At 69.2% G+C, this 19,157-nt stretch carries 19 protein-coding genes and 2 tRNA genes; 17 read left to right on the forward strand and 4 right to left on the reverse strand.

Annotated elements, in window-relative coordinates; genetic code table 11:
• Positions 1-33: 33 nt before the first annotated feature.
• The gene (locus EEJ31_RS14020) at positions 34-543 is read left to right on the forward strand and encodes an HNH endonuclease signature motif containing protein (protein WP_233563882.1); all 510 of its coding nucleotides are present in this window, start codon (positions 34-36) and stop codon (positions 541-543) included.
• A 59-nt stretch (positions 544-602) separates the two neighbouring features.
• On the opposite strand, the gene EEJ31_RS12220 is transcribed toward EEJ31_RS14020, so the two are convergent.
• The 3 genes from EEJ31_RS12220 to EEJ31_RS12230 all read right to left on the reverse strand — a co-directional run bounded on the left by EEJ31_RS12220 (position 603) and on the right by EEJ31_RS12230 (position 4,678).
• Positions 603-1,595 carry a quinone oxidoreductase family protein gene (locus EEJ31_RS12220; protein WP_123046575.1) on the reverse strand — a complete coding sequence of 331 codons (993 nt, stop codon included), beginning with the start codon at positions 1,593-1,595 and terminating at the stop codon, positions 603-605.
• Positions 1,596-1,625: 30 nt separating this feature from the next.
• Positions 1,626-3,107, reverse strand: coding sequence for an SDR family NAD(P)-dependent oxidoreductase (locus EEJ31_RS12225; protein WP_123046576.1), 1,482 nt, complete (start codon positions 3,105-3,107; stop codon positions 1,626-1,628).
• A gap of 68 nt (positions 3,108-3,175) precedes the next feature.
• Complete coding sequence (locus tag EEJ31_RS12230) at positions 3,176-4,678, reverse strand: amidohydrolase family protein (protein ID WP_158603956.1); 1,503 nt, start codon at positions 4,676-4,678, stop codon at positions 3,176-3,178.
• Positions 4,679-4,805: 127 nt separating this feature from the next.
• Between EEJ31_RS12230 and EEJ31_RS12235 the strand changes: the two genes are divergently transcribed.
• From EEJ31_RS12235 to EEJ31_RS12280, 10 genes are all read left to right on the forward strand, one after another.
• Complete coding sequence (locus tag EEJ31_RS12235) at positions 4,806-5,408, forward strand: mycothiol-dependent nitroreductase Rv2466c family protein (RefSeq protein ID WP_123046578.1); 603 nt, start codon at positions 4,806-4,808, stop codon at positions 5,406-5,408.
• Positions 5,409-5,439: 31 nt separating this feature from the next.
• Positions 5,440-5,868, forward strand: a complete 429-nt coding sequence (locus EEJ31_RS12240) for a VOC family protein (RefSeq protein WP_123046579.1) — start codon at positions 5,440-5,442, stop codon at positions 5,866-5,868.
• Positions 5,869-5,876: 8 nt separating this feature from the next.
• Complete coding sequence (locus EEJ31_RS12245) at positions 5,877-6,683, forward strand: putative protein N(5)-glutamine methyltransferase (protein ID WP_123046580.1); 807 nt, start codon at positions 5,877-5,879, stop codon at positions 6,681-6,683.
• A complete protein-coding gene (locus tag EEJ31_RS12250; protein ID WP_123046581.1) occupies positions 6,680-7,054 on the forward strand; it encodes a GntR family transcriptional regulator in 375 nt (124 codons plus the stop codon). The genes EEJ31_RS12245 and EEJ31_RS12250 overlap by 4 nt, the downstream gene beginning before the upstream one ends.
• A gap of 13 nt (positions 7,055-7,067) precedes the next feature.
• A complete protein-coding gene (locus EEJ31_RS12255) occupies positions 7,068-7,556 on the forward strand; it encodes a ribose-5-phosphate isomerase (protein ID WP_123046582.1) in 489 nt (162 codons plus the stop codon).
• 2 nt (positions 7,557-7,558) lie between these two features.
• Entirely contained in the window at positions 7,559-8,599 is a 1,041-nt protein-coding gene (locus tag EEJ31_RS12260) for an Fpg/Nei family DNA glycosylase (protein WP_123046583.1), read from the forward strand.
• A 42-nt stretch (positions 8,600-8,641) separates the two neighbouring features.
• Positions 8,642-9,274: an FMN-binding negative transcriptional regulator gene (locus EEJ31_RS12265; protein WP_123046584.1), complete on the forward strand. Its 633-nt coding sequence runs from the start codon at positions 8,642-8,644 to the stop codon at positions 9,272-9,274.
• On the forward strand, positions 9,271-10,734 hold the full coding sequence (locus EEJ31_RS12270) for an amidohydrolase (protein ID WP_325049348.1): 1,464 nt from the start codon (positions 9,271-9,273) through the stop codon (positions 10,732-10,734). The genes EEJ31_RS12265 and EEJ31_RS12270 overlap by 4 nt, the downstream gene beginning before the upstream one ends.
• 81 nt (positions 10,735-10,815) lie before the next feature.
• Positions 10,816-12,390 carry an esterase/lipase family protein gene (locus EEJ31_RS12275; RefSeq protein ID WP_123046585.1) on the forward strand — a complete coding sequence of 525 codons (1,575 nt, stop codon included), beginning with the start codon at positions 10,816-10,818 and terminating at the stop codon, positions 12,388-12,390.
• A 61-nt stretch (positions 12,391-12,451) separates the two neighbouring features.
• On the forward strand, positions 12,452-13,375 hold the full coding sequence (locus tag EEJ31_RS12280; RefSeq protein WP_123046586.1) for an SAM-dependent methyltransferase: 924 nt from the start codon (positions 12,452-12,454) through the stop codon (positions 13,373-13,375).
• 23 nt (positions 13,376-13,398) lie between these two features.
• Here the strand turns inward: EEJ31_RS12280 and EEJ31_RS12285 are convergent.
• Positions 13,399-13,469: transfer RNA gene (locus tag EEJ31_RS12285), tRNA-Gly, on the reverse strand.
• A 182-nt stretch (positions 13,470-13,651) separates the two neighbouring features.
• Between EEJ31_RS12285 and EEJ31_RS12290 the strand changes: the two genes are divergently transcribed.
• The 6 genes from EEJ31_RS12290 (at position 13,652) to EEJ31_RS12315 (ending at position 19,157) form a co-directional block, all read left to right on the forward strand.
• Positions 13,652-13,728 (forward strand) — tRNA-Pro (locus EEJ31_RS12290).
• A 39-nt stretch (positions 13,729-13,767) separates the two neighbouring features.
• Complete coding sequence (tig, locus tag EEJ31_RS12295) at positions 13,768-15,129, forward strand: trigger factor (protein WP_123046587.1); 1,362 nt, start codon at positions 13,768-13,770, stop codon at positions 15,127-15,129.
• Between the two features lie 147 nt (positions 15,130-15,276).
• Entirely contained in the window at positions 15,277-15,876 is a 600-nt protein-coding gene (locus EEJ31_RS12300; RefSeq protein WP_123046588.1) for an ATP-dependent Clp protease proteolytic subunit, read from the forward strand.
• Positions 15,877-15,887: 11 nt separating this feature from the next.
• A complete protein-coding gene (locus EEJ31_RS12305) occupies positions 15,888-16,556 on the forward strand; it encodes an ATP-dependent Clp protease proteolytic subunit (protein WP_123046589.1) in 669 nt (222 codons plus the stop codon).
• Between the two features lie 157 nt (positions 16,557-16,713).
• Entirely contained in the window at positions 16,714-17,994 is a 1,281-nt protein-coding gene (gene clpX, locus EEJ31_RS12310; protein WP_123046590.1) for an ATP-dependent Clp protease ATP-binding subunit ClpX, read from the forward strand.
• A 302-nt stretch (positions 17,995-18,296) separates the two neighbouring features.
• A complete protein-coding gene (locus EEJ31_RS12315) occupies positions 18,297-19,157 on the forward strand; it encodes a methyltransferase domain-containing protein (RefSeq protein ID WP_123046621.1) in 861 nt (286 codons plus the stop codon).

Genomic DNA, 19,157 nt, shown 5'->3' on the forward strand with positions numbered 1-19,157 from the left:
CTCACCCACCCCGAGACCGGGGTGGTGCTCTCCATGGGAAAGACGAAATACAAAGTCCCCAAAGACCTCAAACGGTGGCTGCGGCTACGCGACCAGACCTGCCGCCGCCCCGGCTGCACACGACCCGCCACCCACGCGGACATCGACCACACCACAGACTGGGCCCACGGCGGACCCACCGACGCGGCCAACCTCGCCGTCCTCTGCGAACCCTGCCACCAGCTCAAACACCTCACCGCCTGGAAAGTGAAACAACACGGCGGCGGCACCCTGGAATGGACCACCCCCACCGGCCGCGTGCACCGCACCGAACCCGCCGTGAGAATGCGAAGCCAAAACCCGCCGGCCGAACCGGCCGGGGCGACCGAACCCGCCGGGCCGCCGGAACCAACCGAACGAAGCGAACCAACCGAACGGAGCGAACCAGCCGAAGAGTCAGAACCACCCGCGACGTCCGAGCGAGCCGAACGGACCGAACCACCCGCGGCGTCCCGCACAGCCGAACCGCCTCCCCTCGACCCCCACGCACCGCCGCCGTTCTAAGACGCACCCTTTCGGATCGCAGCGTTGATGGGCGCCAGCGTGGCGCTCATCCAGCGGAATCAGGCGCGCAGGTCGAGGACGGCCTTGCCGATCTGGCGGCGTTCCTCAAGCGCGGCGAGCCCCTTCTCGACCTCGTCGAAGCCGTAGCGGCCGGTGATCTCGATCGACAGCGAACCGTCGAGCAGGCCGCGGAACACGTCATCCGCTCGTCGCTGCACGGTTTCGGCGTCGGCGAGGTGGTCGGCCAGACGCGGACGGGTCAGGAACAGCGACCCCGCCTCACCGAGCTCGATCGGGTCGAGGTCTTTCAGCGAACCGCCGACCGACCCGTAGTTGACCACCAGACCGCGGATGCGCGTCGCCCGGAAGCTGTCGCGCAGCGTGGGTTTTCCGACGGCATCGAAGACGACGTCGACACCTCGGCCGTCGGTTGCCTCGCGAACCTTGTCGGCGAACCGGCCGCCGTCGTACAGGAAGACGTGGTCTGCGCCATGACGTCGGGCGACGTCGGCCTTCTCCTCGGAACTGGTCGTCGCGAAGACCGTGGTGCCCAGTCGTTTGGCAAACTGGATCAGCAGTTGGCCGATTCCCCCCGAAGCCGCGTGGATCAGGCACGTGCTGCCGGGTCCGAGCCGGCCCACATCATGGGTGAGGTAGTGGGCGGTGGAGCCCTGGAAGATCGAGGCGGCCGCCAGGTCGAGGTCGAGCTCGTCGGGCACGATGGCGAGGCGCTCGACCGGTACGACGGCGAAGTCCGCATACGATCCCCAGGAGATGCACCAGGCAACTCGGTCCCCGGGCTGCACGCGGTTCGTGCCCGGCCCGACCGCTTCGACCGCTCCCGCACCCTCCATGCCAAGGGTGAGCGGCAGGCGCACCGGGTACGTTCGCGACGTCTCGTATTTCCCCTGGCGCGTGTGCACGTCCATGAAGTTGATGCCGGCGAAGGCGACCTTCACCAGGGCTTCGCCGGGACCCGGCTGCGGAACCGGTACCTCCTGACGCTGAAGCACGTCGGCGTCGCCGTATCGCTCGATCCGGATCGCCTTCATTGCTGCTCCCTCGCTTGTCGGTGCTCCTACCTACCAGGTGCCGGGAGCGTAATCCTTCAGAAACACGCCGCAGAGGTCCTCGCCCGCTTCGCCGCGCACGATCGGATCATATACGCGCGCCGCCCCGTCGACGAGGTCGAGTGGGGCGTGAAAGCCCTCCTCGGCGAGGCGCACCTTGGTGGGGTGCGGACGCTCGTCGGTGATCCAGCCGGTGTCGACGCTCGTCATCAGAATCCCGTCGCTCAGCATCTCCTTCGCGCTGGTGCGCGTGAGCATGTTGAGGGCAGCCTTGGCCATGTTCGTATGGGGGTGCCCCGGCCCCTTGTACCCGCGCCCGAAGACGCCCTCCATCGCCGACACGTTCACGATGTAGGTGCGCCGGGCAGCGGATGCCTTCAGCGCCGCCCGCAGGCGGCTCACCAGCAGGAACGGCGCCGTCGTGTTGCAGAGCTGCACCTCCAGCATCTCCAGCGGGTCCACGTCCTGAACGTTCGCGGTCCAGCTGTTCTCGTGGTGCAGGTCGGGCACGAGCCCGCCAGCGTCGATAGCGGTGCCGTCGGCCAGCTTCGCGAGCGACGAGGAGCCGGGCGCCAAGGCCAGGTTGGTGAGGTCATCCGCTGTGAGCGTGCCGGAGCTCGCCGCGGCGGCGAGGATCGGGTGGCTGGCGACCGACGCCGCCAGTGCCAGCGGATGCGCGTCGCTGGTGTGCCCGAAGGTCACGATCTCCGGCAGCGGCCCGTCGGGCAGCGGCGACTGCTCCGCCTCGACGAGCGGGGAGTACGAGCCGGGGGAGCGGCGCACCGTCTGGGCGGCGTTGTTGATGAGGATGTCGAGCGGCCCCTGCTCGGCGACCGAGTCGGCAAGGCCGATGACCTGGGCGGGGTCACGCAGGTCGATGCCCACGATGCGGAGCCGGTGCAGCCAGTCCGCGGAGTCGGGCATTGCGGTGAACCGGCGCACGGCATCCCGCGGGAATCGCGTCGTGATCGTCGTGTGCGCGCCGTCGCGCAGCAGCCGGAGCGCGATGTACATGCCGATCTTGGCCCGGCCGCCGGTGAGCAGGGCGCGCTTGCCGGTGAGGTCGGTGCGGGCGTCGCGCTTCTGGTGGCTCATGGCCGCACAGCTCGGGCAGAGCTGGTGATAGAAGGAGTCGACGAGCGTGTACCGCTGCTTGCAGATGTAACAGGGGCGGGCGACGAGGAGCTCGCCGGCGATCGGCGCCTCCGTGCCGCGCGTGAGTTGCGCCCCGCGGGTCTCGTCGTCGATTCGGGTGGGAGCACCGGTGGCCGTGGCGGCGATGACGGAACGGTCGGCATCCGCGATGGCGAGGCGCTTCTCGGCGCGGCGCACGGTCTTCACCGACTTGAACATCTTCGCTGTCGCCTGCCGCACGGTGGTGAAATCCGGATGCTCCGGGTCGATGTCGCTGAGCGACGCCAGTACACGGAGGGTCGCCTCGAGGTCGCGGGGGTCGATGCCCGATCCGGCAGGGGCGAGGGTCTCCGAGCTCATCCGAGAATTCTACGTCGTGTGGCTGATGCCTCCAGCCGGACCGCTCGACGTGCCGGCCGGGCGCCGGGTCAGTCGATCGGCATCAGCGGCCGAGGGCTTTCCGCCCGGGCCGCGACCTCGATCAGGAACTGCTCCTGGGCGCGCGCATAGTCGGCCAGCGGGGCGTTCCGCGCGAGGAGCTCGCGGCGGGCCTCGGCGGCCTGGCCGATCACCTGGGCCTCATCGATGCGAGTGAGCCGTCCGTCTGCCACGACCAGGTCGCCGTCCACGATGACGGTTCGCGCAGAGTGGTCCCAACTGCTGAGGATGAGCGTGGCGAGCGGGTCCTCCCCGCTGGCGTACACCGGCTGCTCCAGAGAGAAGACCGACAGGTCCGCAAGGGCTCCGACGGCTATCCGCCCGGCGGCCAGGCCGAGGAGCCCAGCCCCGCCCCGCGTGGCCAGGTGCAGCACGGAGGCTGGCGTCTCCCACCTCGCGGGGTCGCGCCGGCCCGGGCGGTGGAGCAGCAGCGCGAATCGCATGGCATTGACCATGTCCAGGGAACCGCCGCAGTTCGCGCCGTCAGTGCCGAGGGCCACGTCGACACCCGCACCCCGCCACGCGGCCAGCTCGGCGATCCCGCTGCCCAGTTGCAGGTTGCTCTGCGGGTTGTGCACGAGGGTCACGCCGCGTTCGGCGAGCACGTCGAGATCGGACCGGGTCAGCCAGACGTTGTGGGCCGTGCTGAGCAGGGGCGTCAGCAGCCCGTGCTGATCCATCACCTCCAGCCAGCCCGACGCGCCCCGCGGCGCGGGAAGAGACGCCTGCACCCGGGTCTCCTGCAGGTGGGTGTGAACACGGATGCCGGACTCCCGTGAGATCGCGGCGATCCTGGCCATCATGGCGGGCGTGCAGCGCTGGGGTGAGGACGGGCCGAACATAACGCCGGTGCGACCGCTGGGCGAGTGCCAGGAACGGTGCAGGTCGAGGGTGGCGTCGATGAGGTCGTCGCCGGCCGGCTGGGCGAACACGGGGTCGCGATGGCGGGCTGCGGCGGGCCAGTCCTCGTCGGCCACGCCGATCGTCTGCGGCAGCGGAACGTCGGAGATCATCGGTGCGACCCGCGCCCGGATCCCGATCTCCTCGTACGCCTCCAGGGCCGCCTCCTGATGCTGGACTGCGCCGCCCAGATGGTCGAGGAGTGAGGTCGTCCCGGTCCGGAGGGCCTCAATGGCCTGCAACTGGGCGGTGAGCTTCACCTCCTCCCGCGTGCGGCCGGCGGTGGCAGCCCACGCGTACATCATCCAGGGCTCGAGCGGCAGCCCGGCGCCGTCGTGCCGGCACAGCTGGCTGTAGGAATGCGTATGGGCGTTCACCAAGCCGGGGAGGATGAGACAGCCCCGGGCATCGATCGCCTGAGCGTGCGGGTAACGGTCGGCACACCCGGGCCCGATGTCCGCGATGACGTTGCCGTGGATGACGATGTCCGTCTCCGTCAGGCGGCCGGCATCGTCCAGATGCATCCCCCCGCGCACCACCAACCGCCGGCCGTGCTCGACATCTCTGACGGCCTCGCCACGGGGGATCTCCACGATGTTCCTTTCAATCGGCGACGCTTGCGCGCGGGCCCTTCGTCTCCCGCGGCTCCAACGGTCGCAGAACCGGGTGGGGCGGCGCAATGCCGTTCGACGTGGATGAGGGGGAGCATAGGCTGGAGGCATGGCTGATTCCGTTGAGTTCTGGTTCGATCCCTCCTGCCCCTGGGCCTGGATGACGTCGCGTTGGGTGGACGAGGTGGCGGAACACCGTGACCTCGACGTCACCTGGAACGTGATGAGCCTCGCCGTGCTGAACGAGGACAAGGACGTGAGCGACGACTACCGCGCCTTCTTCCCGCGCGCCCTCAAGTACACCCGCCTGGTGACCGCCGCGAAGGAACGGCACGGCCAGGAGGTCGTGAAGCGCCTCTACGATGCCCTCGGCACGCGCATCCACCCGGGCGGCTCGACCGATCCCGACGAGGTGATCCCCGCGGCGCTCGCCGAGGCGGGCCTGCCGGCGGATCTCGCGGCGTACGCCGATAGCGACGAATATGACGAGCAGATGCGGGCCAGCCACTTCGAGGGCATCGACCGCGTCGGGCAAGACGTCGGCACGCCCGTCATCGCCGTGAACGACGTGGCGTTCTTCGGGCCGGTCATCTCACCGGCGCCCAAGGGCGAGCAGGCGCTCACCCTCTGGGACGGCGTTGTCGCCGCGGCCGCATACGACGGCTTCTTCGAACTCAAGCGCAGCCGCACCCGCGGCCCGAGCTTCGCCTGACGCGTTCCGCGGGCAAGAAGAGGGGCAACCGATGAACCAGGCAGTCCACTTCATCACGTGCTCGACACTCGACCTTGACGCAGCCCGGCGCTTCTACGTGGACGGCCTCGGCTGGCAGGCGCTCGTCGACGTCCCCGGCGAGATCGTCTTCTTCCAGGTGGCGCCGGGTGTCGTGCTGGGGCTCTTCGACGCGGTGAAGTTCGCCGACGACCTGGGCGACGCAGGCGCCACCGGCGTCTCGGGCCTGACGCTGTCGCACAACGTCGAGAGCCGCACCGCCGTCGACCGCGTCGTAGAGACGCTCTCGGCCGCGGGCGGCACCGTGCGGACCCCGCCCCGGGACGGCGCCTTCGGCGGCATCTACCACGCCCACGTCACCGACCCGAACGGCCTGATCTGGGAGATCGCGCACAACCCAGGCTGGCGCATCGAGCCATCCGGGGCCGTGGTGCTCGCTTGACAGCACGCATGCCCCTCGCGCACACCGCCGCCGACGAAGCCGCCGTGGTCGCGCGCCTCCGCGCCGCCGGCTGCGTCTTCGCCGAGGAGGAAGCGGCGCTGCTGCTGGCCGAGGCGGCCACACCGGCCGCCCTCGAACGGATGCTCACCCAGCGCGTCGACGGCACCCCGCTCGAGCACGTGCTCGGCTGGGCCGCCTTCTCGGGCCTCCGCATCCAGGTCGACCCGGGCGTCTTCGTGCCTCGCCGCCGCACGGAGTTCCTCGTCGAGCAGGCCATCACGCTCGCCAGCGGATGGGCCGCACCCGTCGTGGTCGACCTGTGCTGCGGCTCGGGCGCACTCGGCGCGGCCTTCGTCGCCGGTTTCGCCGGAACGGCGAAGGTGTTCGCCGCCGACATCGACGCCGCATCCGTCGCCTGCGCCCGCCGCAATCTCGACCCCGCCCGGGTGTACCAGGGCGACCTGTACGACGCCCTGCCGACGGCGCTTCGCGGGCGGGTGCAGCTGCTCCTGGCCAACACGCCCTATGTGCCGAGCGACGCGATCGCCACCATGCCGCGGGAGGCGCGCCTGCACGAGGGAACCGCTGCGCTCGACGGCGGGCGGGACGGCCTCGACGTCCAGCGCCGCGTCGCGTCCGGCGCCCGGGACTGGCTCGCCCCGGGTGGTCACCTGCTCGTGGAGGCCGGCGACGACCAGGCGCCCGTCGCGGCGGCCATCTTCGAGCACGCGGGACTCACGGCCCGCATCGTCAGCTCCGAGGAGTGGGACGCGACAGTGGTGATCGGCACCGCCGGGACCGGGGAGAACCGATGAACGCGACAGGCCTGCAGCTCAGCATCGACCCGCACGGCGCCACCCCGCCGTTCGAGCAATTGCGCACCCACGTCCTGCAGGCGGTGCGCGCCGGCGACCTGGCGCCGGGGCACAAGCTGCCGACGGTTCGCTCGCTGGCCGACGAGCTGGGTCTCGCCGTCAACACGGTCGCGCGCGCGTACCGGGAGCTGGAACACGACGGCATCATCGAGACCCGCGGCCGCAGGGGCTCCTTCATCGCCACCCTCGGCGACCCGTCGGTGCAGCAGGCGCAACTGGCCGCCACCGCCTACGCCGATCGCACCCGGGAGCTCGCCATCGAACCCGCCGAAGCGCTCGGCATCGTGAAAGCCGCCCTCGGCATCCGCTGAATAGACTTCTGCCATGCGCATTCACCTCGCCACCGATCACGCCGGCCTCGAGTTCAGCCGGCAGCTCAGCGCCCACCTCACCGAGGCCGGCCACGACGTCATCGACCACGGACCGGCGACCTACGACGCACTCGACGACTACCCGGCGTTCTGTATCAACGCCGCCCACGCGGTGGTTCGCGAGCGGGCCGCGGGCATCGACGCGCTCGGGGTGGTGTTCGGCGGATCCGGCAATGGCGAGCAGATCGCCGCGAACAAGGTGCTCGGCGCCCGCGCCGCCCTGGTGTGGAACCACAGCACGGCCGTGCTCGCCCGCCAGCACAACGACGCCAACGTCATTTCCATCGGCGCCCGCCAGCACACGCTCGAGGAGGCCATCAGCTTCATCGACGCGTTCATCGCCGAGCCGTTCACCGGTGAGGAACGGCACGTGCGGCGCATCGCACAGCTGGCCGAGTACGAGGCGACCCGCGACATCCTCGGCAAGGGCGTTGACCAGTAGCCATGCCTGAAGGCCACTCCGTCCACCGCATCACCCGCCAGTTCGCCCGCAACTTCGTCGGCAAGCCGGTCACCGTCTCCTCCCCGCAGGGCCGGTTCGCGCAAGGCGCCGCGCAGATCTCGGGCCACATCATGACGGATGCGAAATCCGTCGGCAAGCAGATGTTCCTCGAGTTCGACAACGGGTTGTGGCTGCGCGTGCACCTGGGCATGTACGGAGCGTGGGACTTCGCCGGCGACATCATCATGGACGCCACGATCGCATCGGCGAACGGCCGCATGGGGCAGACCAACCAGCGCGGCACGATCCTCGACGTTGTTCCCGCAGACGCCACCGCTGATGCCGCTGGTGACGGAGAGGGCGACGAGCGCATCTTCGACCGGGCCGGCGAGAACTCGATGCACTCGATCGGGGCGCCCCGGCGAACACGCGTGCGCATGGCGGAGCAGGAGAAGGAGACGGGCGCATTCGACACGTTCCCGCCGGAACCGGTGGGGCAGGTGCGGGTGCGCCTGCTGACGGATGCCGTGTCGGCCGACCTCCGCGGGCCGACCGCCTGCGAGGTGCTCCGCCCCGACGAGGTCGACGCCGTGATCGCGAAACTCGGGCCCGACCCGCTCCTCGACGGGTCGCAGGAGGCCGAGGACCGGTTCGTGGGCGTCGTGCGCCGCAAGCCCACGCCGATCGGGCTGCTGCTCATGGACCAGGCCGTCGTGGCGGGCATCGGCAACGTCTACCGCGCCGAACTGCTGTTCCGCGCGCGGATCGACCCGCACGCCCCGGGGAAGTCGCTCTCCGACGAGGTGGTGCGGCACCTGTGGCGCGACTGGGGCCACCTGCTGCGCATCGGCGTGGAGACCGGACAGATGATGACCATGGACGACCTCGACCATGACGACTACGTGCGGGCGATGGCGAACCGCGCCGACCGGCACTGGGTGTACAAGCGCGAGGGGCTGCCGTGCCGCGTGTGCGGCACACACATCACCCTGGAGGAGATGGGCGCCCGCAAGCTGTACTGGTGCCCGTATTGCCAGAAGTAGCCGAGGCATCCGCTTGATGCCCGAGCCCCGCCGAGGAGACCGATGAGACAGAACCCCAGCTTCGTTCTCGGCGATCCCGACGAGCTCAAGCGGCTGGTGCGGGAGAACCCGTGGGTGACGATGGTGAGCCACACCGCTGACGGGCTGGTCGCGTCGCACTACCCGGTGATCCTCGACGAGTCGCGCGACGGCGTGGTGCTGCTCAGTCACGTCGGCCGGCCCGACGAACAGCTGCACGAACTCGGCCGGCACGAGCTGCTCGTGATCGTGCAGGGCCCGCACGGCTACATCTCGCCGGGCTGGTACGACGCGAACCCGGCCGTGCCCACCTGGAACTTCGTGGTCGCCCACCTCTACGGGGTGCCGCAGTTGCTCGGCGACGACGAGAACCTCGAGGTGCTGGCCGCCCTCGTCGACCATTTCGAAGAGCGGATGCCGCAGCCGCGTCGCATGAACGGCACGATCGAGAACGCGGACTACGCGGCACGCATCGCCGCCGGAACCGTCGGGTTCCGCCTCGAGGTCACACGCGTCGTCGCCAAGGAGAAGATGAGCCAGAACAAACCGGCCGAGACGGTGGAGCGCATCATCGGCGAACTGGAGGGGTCCGGGCCGTACGCGAGTGCCGCGCTCGCCGGGGAGATGCGCCGCGTGCGCGAGCGGCGCGCCCGGTGACCCTGCTCCTGCAGAACGGGCGGCTGCCCGGCGGCGCCCCCGTGGACCTGGAGATCGCCGACGGCGTCGTGCGGGCGATGCGCCCGGCCGGTGAACGCAGGGCAGCCGGCGAGACGGTGGACCTCGACGGCCGGTACGTCATCCCGGGACTGTGGGACAACCACGTGCACATGAACCAGTGGGCGCTGACCACACGGCGCCTCGATGTCTCGGCGGCGGCATCCGCGGCGGAGGCGGCGCGCCATGTCGCGGTGCGGGCCGACGCGACGGCGGCGGGGGAGACCCTCGTCGGTTTCGGGTTTCGTGACGGACTGTGGGCCGACCCGCCCAGTGTGCAGGCGCTCGACGCCGCTGCCGGGAGCGTGCCGGTCGTGCTGGTGAGTGCCGACCTGCACTGCTGCTGGCTCAACTCGGCTGCCCTCGCGCAGTATGGCTTCACCGCCGGTGCCGACGGGCTGCTGCGGGAGGAGGATGCGTTCAGCATCGAACGCGTCATCAACACGGTCGACGATGCGACGCTCGACCGGTGGGTGCAGACCGCCGCGCAGGCGGCGGCCGCCCGCGGCGTAGTGGGTGTCGTGGACCTGGAGATGGCGTGGAACCTCGGCGCCTGGGAGCGGCGCATCCACAGCGGCACCGATTCCCTGCGCGTGGAGTTCGGCGTCTACACGCAGGATCTGCGTCGGGCCATCGGCCTCGGCCTCCGCACCGGGCAGCGCATCGCCGGCACCCGGGGGCTGCTCTCGGTGGGCCCGTACAAGGTGATCACCGACGGTTCCCTCAACACGCGCACCGCCTACTGCTTCGACGAATACCCGGGCTTGGAGGGTACCGTCGACGCCCGCGGGCAGCTCACCGTGCCACCGGAGGAACTGCTGGCCAATGTGCGCCTCGCGGTGGCGGCGGGCCTGCTGCCCGCCGTGCACGCGATCGGAGACCAGGCCAACGCGCTCGCGCTCGACGCGTTCGAGGAGCTCGGCTGCGCCGGCAGCATCGAGCACGCCCAGCTTCTGCGGCCAGCCGACATCGAGCGGTTCGCCCGACTCGGCATCGTGGCGAGCGTGCAACCCGAGCACGCGCTGGACGACCGTGACGTCGCCGACCACTTCTGGGCGGGACGCACCTCGCACGCCTTCATGCTGCGGGCGCTGCTGGATGCCGGGGCCCGGCTCGCGCTCGGCTCGGATGCGCCCGTCGCACCGCTCGACCCCTGGGTGACCATCGCCGCCGCGGTCGGCCGCACCCGGGACGGCCGGGAGGCCTGGCACCCGGAACAGGCCATCACGGTGCCGGAGGCGCTCGCCGCCAGCACGCGCGGCCGAACGGTCGTGGCGGTCGGCGATGCGGCCGACCTCGCGATCATCGAGACCGACCCGCTCGACGCATCCGTCGACGAGCTCAGGCGGATGACCGTTGCCGCGACCCTGCTCGCCGGCCGGTTCACGCACAACGCGGTGTGACCTTCGACTCTCGGGGCGTGACGGCCCGGTGATTCCGGCGTACTCTCGGTCTCAAGGTCTCCTTGAAGAATCGATACGGTCATGACCTATGACGGCGATGGCAGGTTGCCCATCATCTATGTCCGGGGTTTCGCCGGCAGCGGAGCGCAGATCAACTCGGCGGTCGACGATCCGTTCTACGGCTTCAGCCAGGGCTCGGTGCACGTTCGCGCCGATGGCAGCGGGCAGCCGCAGTTCTACCAGTTCGAGTCCCCGCTCCTGCGCCTGATGACGGACCACCGATACCAGGTGCCCGTCTATGGCGACCAGCGGGTCTACCTGCAGAAGGCCGACGACAGCTCCGTCGACGCCGCAACCGTCTGGATCCACCGCTTCTACGACGTGTCGGCCTCGACGTTCGCCGACAACGCGGCGGACTTCTCACTCGAGAAGGCCGCGAGCGACCTGTTCGCCCTGATCCGGTTGGTGCGCGAGAAGACCGGCGCCCCGAAGGTGTTCCTCGTCGCGCACTCGATGGGCGGCCTCATCTGCCGGAGCGTTCTCCAGCGGGTGATTCCCGAGGCGCATCCCCGGGAGGACGGCACTCCCGATCCCGCCGCGGCAGCTGACTACGTGTCGCGGGTGTTCACCTACGCAACGCCGCACGGCGGCATCAGCTTCGCGATCGGCCACGGCCTCCTCGAACGGATCCGCGACGCCACCGGCTTCCAGGGCTCGGACATCTTCGGGCCCGACCGGATGTACCAGTACCTGACCCCGGGCGCCTCCCGCGGCGAGAGCGCCCCGGAGAAGTTCAGCGCCACGTCGATGCCCGACGACGGGTTCCCCCTCAGTCGGCTGTTCTGCCTCGTCGGGTCCAACCCCGAAGACTACGACGTGGCCTTGGGAATGTCGTCGAAAGCCGTCGGAGCGCGCAGCGACGGCCTGGTGCAGATCGAGAACGCCGCCGTCAGGAACGCGCACCGGGCGATCGTGTACCGCAGCCACAGCGGCCGCTACGGCATCGTCAACTCCGAGGAGGGCTACCAGAACCTGCAGCGTTTCCTCTTCGGCGACGTGGAGGTCAAGGTGGAACTCCTCGGGCTCGACGTCGGCAGGAATGCGGCGGACGACGTCGACTTCCAGATGGAGGTCGGCCTGGCCATCCGCGGTCTGCCCGTGCTGGTGCACGAACAGACCGCCGACCACTACTGTCCCGTGCTCGTCGAACGGCGCGGTGGCCATGACTCCGTCGACACGCCCCAACCGTTGTTCACGACGTTCCTGTCGACGAAGGCGCCGCGGCCGATGATGAACAGCGGCACGGCGGTGCCCACGCTCCGGCACGCGCTGAAACTGAGCCTCATCTCGGTGCGGGAAGAGCACGGACGCTTCTTCTTCGACGATCACCTGGAGCAGGCCGCCGACTGGAGCGACATCCTCCTGGTCGACATCCAGCCGGGCAACACCCGCTCCCGGCCACGAACCTGGGCGGCGTGGAACACCCGGATCAGTACCGCGCTCCGCGACTGGCAACCGACGGATGCCGACCTCGTCGACGACAGGGATCCCGCTGCCGGGCACTGGTACGGCGAGATTCCCGTTCCCGAGGTCGCCCGGGAGCTCTTGGGGGAGCGGGCCAGGGTCGCGATGACGGTGAGCGGGCGCGAAGCCTAGCGACGCGACGCCGACCGGCCCGGGGTGCGATGATGACAGGCATGCGCACACGGGGACGGCGATGACGGCGGCGACGAAGCCGACAGGAGGCGGGGGAGAGGTCAACGCGACGGCCCTGGCCGTGGCGGCGTGCCGCGCCGTCGAGACGACGCGCCCCGACGCCCTGGTGCTCGACCCGTTCGCATCCGCTTTCGTCGCCGCAGCGAGCACGACTCTGGATCTGCCGACCCGGTGGCCGGCACCGGGCGAGGACGTGTCGCCCTTCCAGCAGCCGCTGCTGCACGCCTCCGTGTACATCGGGGTGCGCACCCGGTTCATCGACGACGTCATGGCCGACGAAGCCGATGTGCAGCAGGTGGTCATCCTCGGCGCGGGCCTGGACACGCGGGCGTACCGCCTGACGCTGGCGCACCACGCGCCGTTCTTCGAACTCGACGACGCCGCAACACTGGAGTTCAAACAGGGAGTTCTCGAGGCAGGCGGCGCGCAGCCGCTGCGGGAGCGGCATCCGCTGCCCGTCGATGTGTCAATCGCGTGGGATGCACCGCTTCGCGCGCAGGGTTTCGACGCCGACGAACCGACGCTGTGGATCGTCGAAGGCCTGCTGCCGTACCTGTCGGCCGAGGCGCAGCACGCGGTGCTGTCCACGATCGTGTCGCTGTCGGCTGTGGGGTCGACCGCGGTGATCGAGCGGGCGGTGCCGCTCCCGGCCGGACCTGAGCTCGACGAGAAACTCCGCGCGTTCAGCGCACAGACGGGGCTGCCGGTCTCTGACCTGCTGGCCCGCGCGAATCCCCCGGACCCCGTCGCGATGCTCCGGGAAGCCGGATGGGTGGCAGAGGCGCACAGTCCGCGTGAGCTTGCCGCGCGCTACGGCCGGCACCTCGGTGCGCCGGGCGCTCCTGAGCAGGAGGGCGAGCGTGCGGAACGCGACGCGGACAGCTCGCCATCACGCGGGGGGATCGTCGTCGCGCGCCTGCTCTGACGCCGGCGTGACGGCAGTCGAAGAGGGGATGACGGGAATCGAACCCGCGTGATCAGTTTGGAAGACTGAGGCTCTACCATTGAGCTACATCCCCGTTGCCCCGGTCGTGAGGCACTCGAACATCGTAGTACAGGTTCACGGCGGCTTCGTGCCATGCCGGTGGCGCCCCCGCGCCCTGTGCAGTGCACCCTGCAGTAGACTGGCGAAGGTCAGTCCGCCTGTCGCGCGATTTCTGCGTGCCAAGAGGGCGGCCTGTCGGGTTGAGATATGGCGACTCGGGGCGTAGCTCAGCTTGGTAGAGCGCTCGGTTTGGGACCGAGAGGTCGCAGGTTCGAATCCTGTCGCCCCGACCATGACCCCACGCACATCGTCCCAATAACAGGAGATTCTTAGTGAAGTCCACGATCGAAAAGCTGAGCCCCACGCGCGCCAAGCTCACCATCACGGTGACGGCCGATGAGCTCAAGCCGAGCATCACCCACGCCTACGGGCACATCGCCGAGCAGATGAACGTGCCCGGGTTCCGTAAGGGCAAGGTTCCGGCGGCGATCATCGACCAGCGCGTCGGAAAGTCGGCCGTGCTCGAGCACGCCGTCAACGAGGGCCTCGACGGCTTCTACCGCGAAGCGGTCAGCGAGAACAAGCTGCGCCCCCTCGGCCGCCCCGAGGCCGACATCGTCGAGTGGCCGAGCGACAAGGACTTCAGCGGAGACCTGCTCCTGGCCATCGAGGTCGACGTGCGCCCCGAGATCGAGGTGCCCACCTACGAAGGCGTCACCCTCACCGTCGACGCCGTCGAGGTGTCCGACGAGGACGTGGCCGAGGAGCTCGACAACCTGCGCGCCCGCTTCGGCACGCTCGTCACCGTCGACCGCCCCGCCACCTCCGGCGACTTCGTGCAGATCGACCTGGTCGCGGCCATCAACGGCACCGAGGTCGACACCGCGAACGGCATCTCCTACGAGCTGGGCTCGGGCGACCTGATCGAGGGCATCGACGACGCCCTCGAGTCGCTCACGGCCGGTGAGACCACCACCTTCGAGTCCAAGCTGCTCGGCGGTGAGCACGAGGGCGAGACCGCCGAGATCACCGTGACCGTCCTCGCCGTCAAGGAGCGCGAGCTCCCGGCCGCCGACGACGACTTCGCGCAGATCTCCAGCGAGTTCGACACCATCGACGAGCTCAAGGACAGCCTCAAGGAGCAGGCCGCCCGCTCCAAGGTGTTCGGCCAGGGCACCCAGGCCCGCGACCTGCTCATCGAGCAGCTGCTCGCCGGCGTCGAGATCCCCATCCCGGCCGCGATCATCGAAGACGAGGTGCACCGCCACCTCGAGGGTGAGAACCGCCTCGAGGACGACGAGCACCGCGCCGAGGTGACCGAGGCGAGCGAGAAGACGTTCCGCCAGCAGATCCTCCTCGACACCATCGCCGAAGCAGAGAAGGTCCAGGTCAGCCAGGATGAACTGACCCAGTTCCTCATCCAGGGCGCCGCGCAGTACGGCATGGACCCGAGCGAGTTCGTGCAGGCGCTCTCCAGCAACGGCCAGATCGCGTCGATGGTGGCCGAGGTGGCCCGCAACAAGGCCCTCGCGATCGCCCTCGGCAAGGCCGAAGTCGTCGACAGCAACGGCCAGAAGGTCGACCTCGGCGAGTTCGTCGCCGTCGACACGAGCGTCGACGAGGCTGACGAGGACGACGCCGACGAGGACAACGTGGATGCCGACGCTGCTGCGAGCGAGTCCGACCAGAAGTAGCACCTGATGTGAGGAGGGCCGGGGCGTCTGTCGACACCCGGCCCTCTTCGCATCCGTCGACGCGGCAATCTGCCGAGGGCGAACAGGGCTTTCCGGGCCCGGCCGCTCCGATAGATTCGAAACACGCAAACTGAAACGGAGCGCCACATGGCCGACATGGCACCCATTCCCGGTGTTTTTGACCGACTGCTGAAGGACCGCATCATCTGGCTCGGCTCAGAAGTGCGTGACGACAACGCCAACGAGATCTGCGCGAAAATCCTCCTGCTGGCCGCGGAGGACTCCAAGCGCGACATCTTCCTCTACATCAACTCGCCCGGCGGCTCGATCACGGCCGGCATGGCGATCTACGACACCATGAAGTTCGTGCCCAACGACATCGTCACCGTGGGGATCGGCCTCGCCGCGTCGATGGGCCAGTTCCTGCTCTCGTCGGGAACGAAGGGCAAGCGGTACATCACCCCCAACGCCCGCGTGCTATTGCACCAGCCCTCCGGCGGCTTCGGCGGCACCGCCGCCGACATCCAGACGCAGGCCAAGGTCATCCTCGACATGAAGAAGCGGATGGCGGAGCTCACCTCCGAGCAGACCGGCAAGTCGATCGAGCAGATCCTCATCGACAACGACCGTGACAACTGGTTCAGCGCGCAGGAAGCGCTGGAGTACGGCTTCGTCGACCACCTGCGGGAGTTCGCCTCCGAAGTGGTCGGCGGCGGCGGAACCGACGACTCAGTGAACAAGAAGTAGGGCGGGAAGACATGGAATTCACGAACTTCGGCCAGCAGGCCGGCGGCATCGCACGGCCCGCCGAGGCCCGGTACATCCTGCCCACCTTCGAGGAGCGCACGGCGTACGGCTACAAGCGCCAGGACCCGTATGCGAAGCTCTTCGAGGACCGCATCATCTTCCTCGGCGTGCAGATCGACGACGCATCCGCTGACGACGTCATGGCTCAGCTGCTGGTGCTCGAGAGCCAGGACCCGGACCGCGACATCGTCATGTACATCAACTCGCCCGGTGGCTCGTTCACGGCCATGACGGCGATCTACGACACGATGCAGTACATCCGCCCGCACATCCAGACGGTGTGCCTCGGCCAGGCGGCGTCCGCGGCGGCCGTGCTCCTCGCCGGCGGAACACCGGGCAAGCGCCTCGCGCTCCCCAACGCCCGCATCCTGATCCACCAGCCCGCCGTCGCAGGCCAGGGCGGCGGCCAGGCGTCCGACATCGAAATCCAGGCGGCCGAGATCATGCGCATGCGCACCTGGCTGGAGGAGACCCTGTCGCGCCACTCCAACCGCACGAAGGAGCAGGTCAACAAGGACATCGACCGCGACAAGATCCTCGGCGCGGCAGAGGCCCTCGACTATGGCCTCATCGATCAGGTGCTCACTTCCCGCAAGAACGTGCCGACCCTGGTCAAGTAGACCCGCGCCGGCCGGCGTTCTCGAACGGCGCACCGCTGATTTCCTGCGGTGCGCCGTTCGCGTTTCATCCGGTGTGACGCGCGGGGCGGGGCGTGCGCACATTGTCGGTAGCACAGGCTAGGCTCGAATGAGCGATACCAATGGAGGAGGCTGACAGATGGCCCGAATAGGCGAAAGCGCCGACCTGCTGAAGTGCTCCTTCTGCGGGAAGAGCCAGAAGCAGGTTCAGCAGCTCATCGCCGGTCCAGGCGTGTACATCTGCGACGAGTGCGTCGAGCTGTGTAACGAGATCATCGAGGAGCGCCTCGCCGAAGCCGGCGAAGAAGAGGGCACCAGCGACTTCGACCTGCCCAAGCCCAAGGAGATCTTCGGCTTTCTCGAGGAGTACGTGATCGGCCAGGAGGCCGCCAAGCGCGCCCTCGCCGTCGCGGTCTACAACCACTACAAGCGGGTGCGCGCCAAGGGCACACTCACCTCCGCCGACGCCATGCACGACGACGTCGAGATCTCGAAGTCCAACATCCTCCTCATCGGCCCCACCGGCTGCGGCAAGACCTACTTGGCGCAGACGCTGGCGAAGCGGCTGAACGTGCCGTTCGCGGTCGCCGACGCCACCGCCCTCACCGAGGCCGGCTACGTCGGCGAAGACGTCGAGAACATCCTCCTCAAGCTCATCCAGGCCGCCGACTACGACGTCAAGCGCGCCGAGACGGGCATCATCTACATCGACGAGATCGACAAGATCGCCCGCAAGGCCGAGAACCCGTCGATCACTCGTGATGTGTCGGGCGAGGGCGTGCAGCAGGCGCTGCTGAAGATCCTCGAGGGCACGGTCGCATCCGTTCCGCCGCAGGGCGGCCGCAAGCATCCGCACCAGGAGTTCATCCAGATCGACACGACGAACGTGCTGTTCATCGTGGCCGGCGCGTTCGCCGGGCTGGAGGAGATCATCTCCCAGCGGGCGGGCAAGAAGGGCATCGGCTTCGGCGCCCCCCTGCACAGCAAGGGCGACGACGTGAACCTCTTCAGTGAGGTCCTCCCCGAAGACCTGCACAAGTTCGGGCTCATCCCCGAGTTCATCGGCCGTCTGCCCGTGGTCACCACGGTCACACAGCTCGACCAGGTGGCGCTCATGCAGATCCTTACCGAGCCGAAGAACGCGTTGGTGCGGCAATACCAGCGGATGTTCGAACTCGACGGCGTCGCCCTCGACTTCGACCACCAGGCGCTCGAGGCCATCGCCGACCTCGCTGTGCTCCGCAAGACCGGTGCCCGCGGCCTCCGGGCGATCATGGAAGAAGTGCTCGGGCCGATCATGTTCGAGGTGCCGTCCAGCACCGAGGTCGCCCGCGTCGTCGTCACCCGCGAAGCGGTGCTGCACAATGCGGCACCCACGATCGTGCCGCACAAGGCACGCCGCGAAGAGAAGTCCGCGTAGACAGTTCTCCGCACCCGGCGAACGTGGATGTCCGTCGCCGGCTGCGCGTCGCGCCCGTCGTTCTTCGCGGGTGCGCAGTTTCTGCCGTCTCAGGGCGTGGCAGGCGACGTATTGCCCGCACTCGCGGAAGGACCGTCCCGCGTGTGCGGGCCGGAAGCGACCTTCTGCGCGCACCTGCGAAGGCGGTGTCCGTCGCAGGACCAGTCGGCCAGTCGTACACTCGACACATGACGGATGCACCGGGCGGCCCTGACCTTCACCCCGAGTCGGCCGCGCCCGAATACGCGCCGGCCGACCCGGAGATGCCGGAGGGCATCGAGTCCGCCCCGCGTGACGAGGCTGTGCGTGACACGTACACGCACGGGCACCACGAGAGCGTGCTGCGCACCCACAGCTGGCGCACCGCCGAAAACTCCGCCGCCTACCTGATCCCGGAGCTCGAGCCGGGCCTGACCCTGCTCGACGTGGGCTGCGGGCCCGGCACCATCACGGTCGACCTCGCCCGTCGCCTCGCACCCGGGAAGGTCACCGGCGTCGACGCGGCGGCCTCGATCGTGAAGCAGGCCGCCGCCCTCGCCCACGACGAAGGGGTCACCAACGCCGAGTTCCGCGTGGGCGACGTCTACGCTCTCGACTTCCCCGACGCCTCCTTCGACATCGTGCACGCGCACCAGGTGCTGCAGCACGTCGCCAATCCGGTGGCCGCCATGCGCGAGATCCGTCGCGTGCTGAAACCCGGCGGGCTGTTCGCTGCCCGCGACGTCGACTACGGGGGAGTCGTCTGGTACCCGGTCTCCGAAGGACTCTCCGAATGGATGCGGGTCTATCGTGACGTGCACTTCTGGAACGGCGGCAACCCCGACGCCGGGCGCGCGCTGAAGGCCTGGGCCCACCTGGCGGGGTTCACCGAGGTGCGCTCGAGCGCATCCATCTGGTGCTTCGCGTCCGAACTGGAGCGCGAGTGGTGGGGTGATTCGTGGGCCGAGCGGGCCACCGAGTCGGACTTCGCCTCACACGCCATCCAGGCCGGCGTGGCCGACCTTGCCGAGCTCCGGACGATGGCTGCCGCGTGGCGCGCCTGGGTGAAAGACCCGGACGGATGGTTCGCCATGCCGCACGGGGAGATCCTCGCACGCAAGGCTCCGGCCGCGCCGAACGCGTAG

The sequence above is a fragment of the Cryobacterium tepidiphilum genome (assembly GCF_003716325.1).
Lineage (GTDB): Bacteria > Actinomycetota > Actinomycetes > Actinomycetales > Microbacteriaceae > Cryobacterium > Cryobacterium tepidiphilum.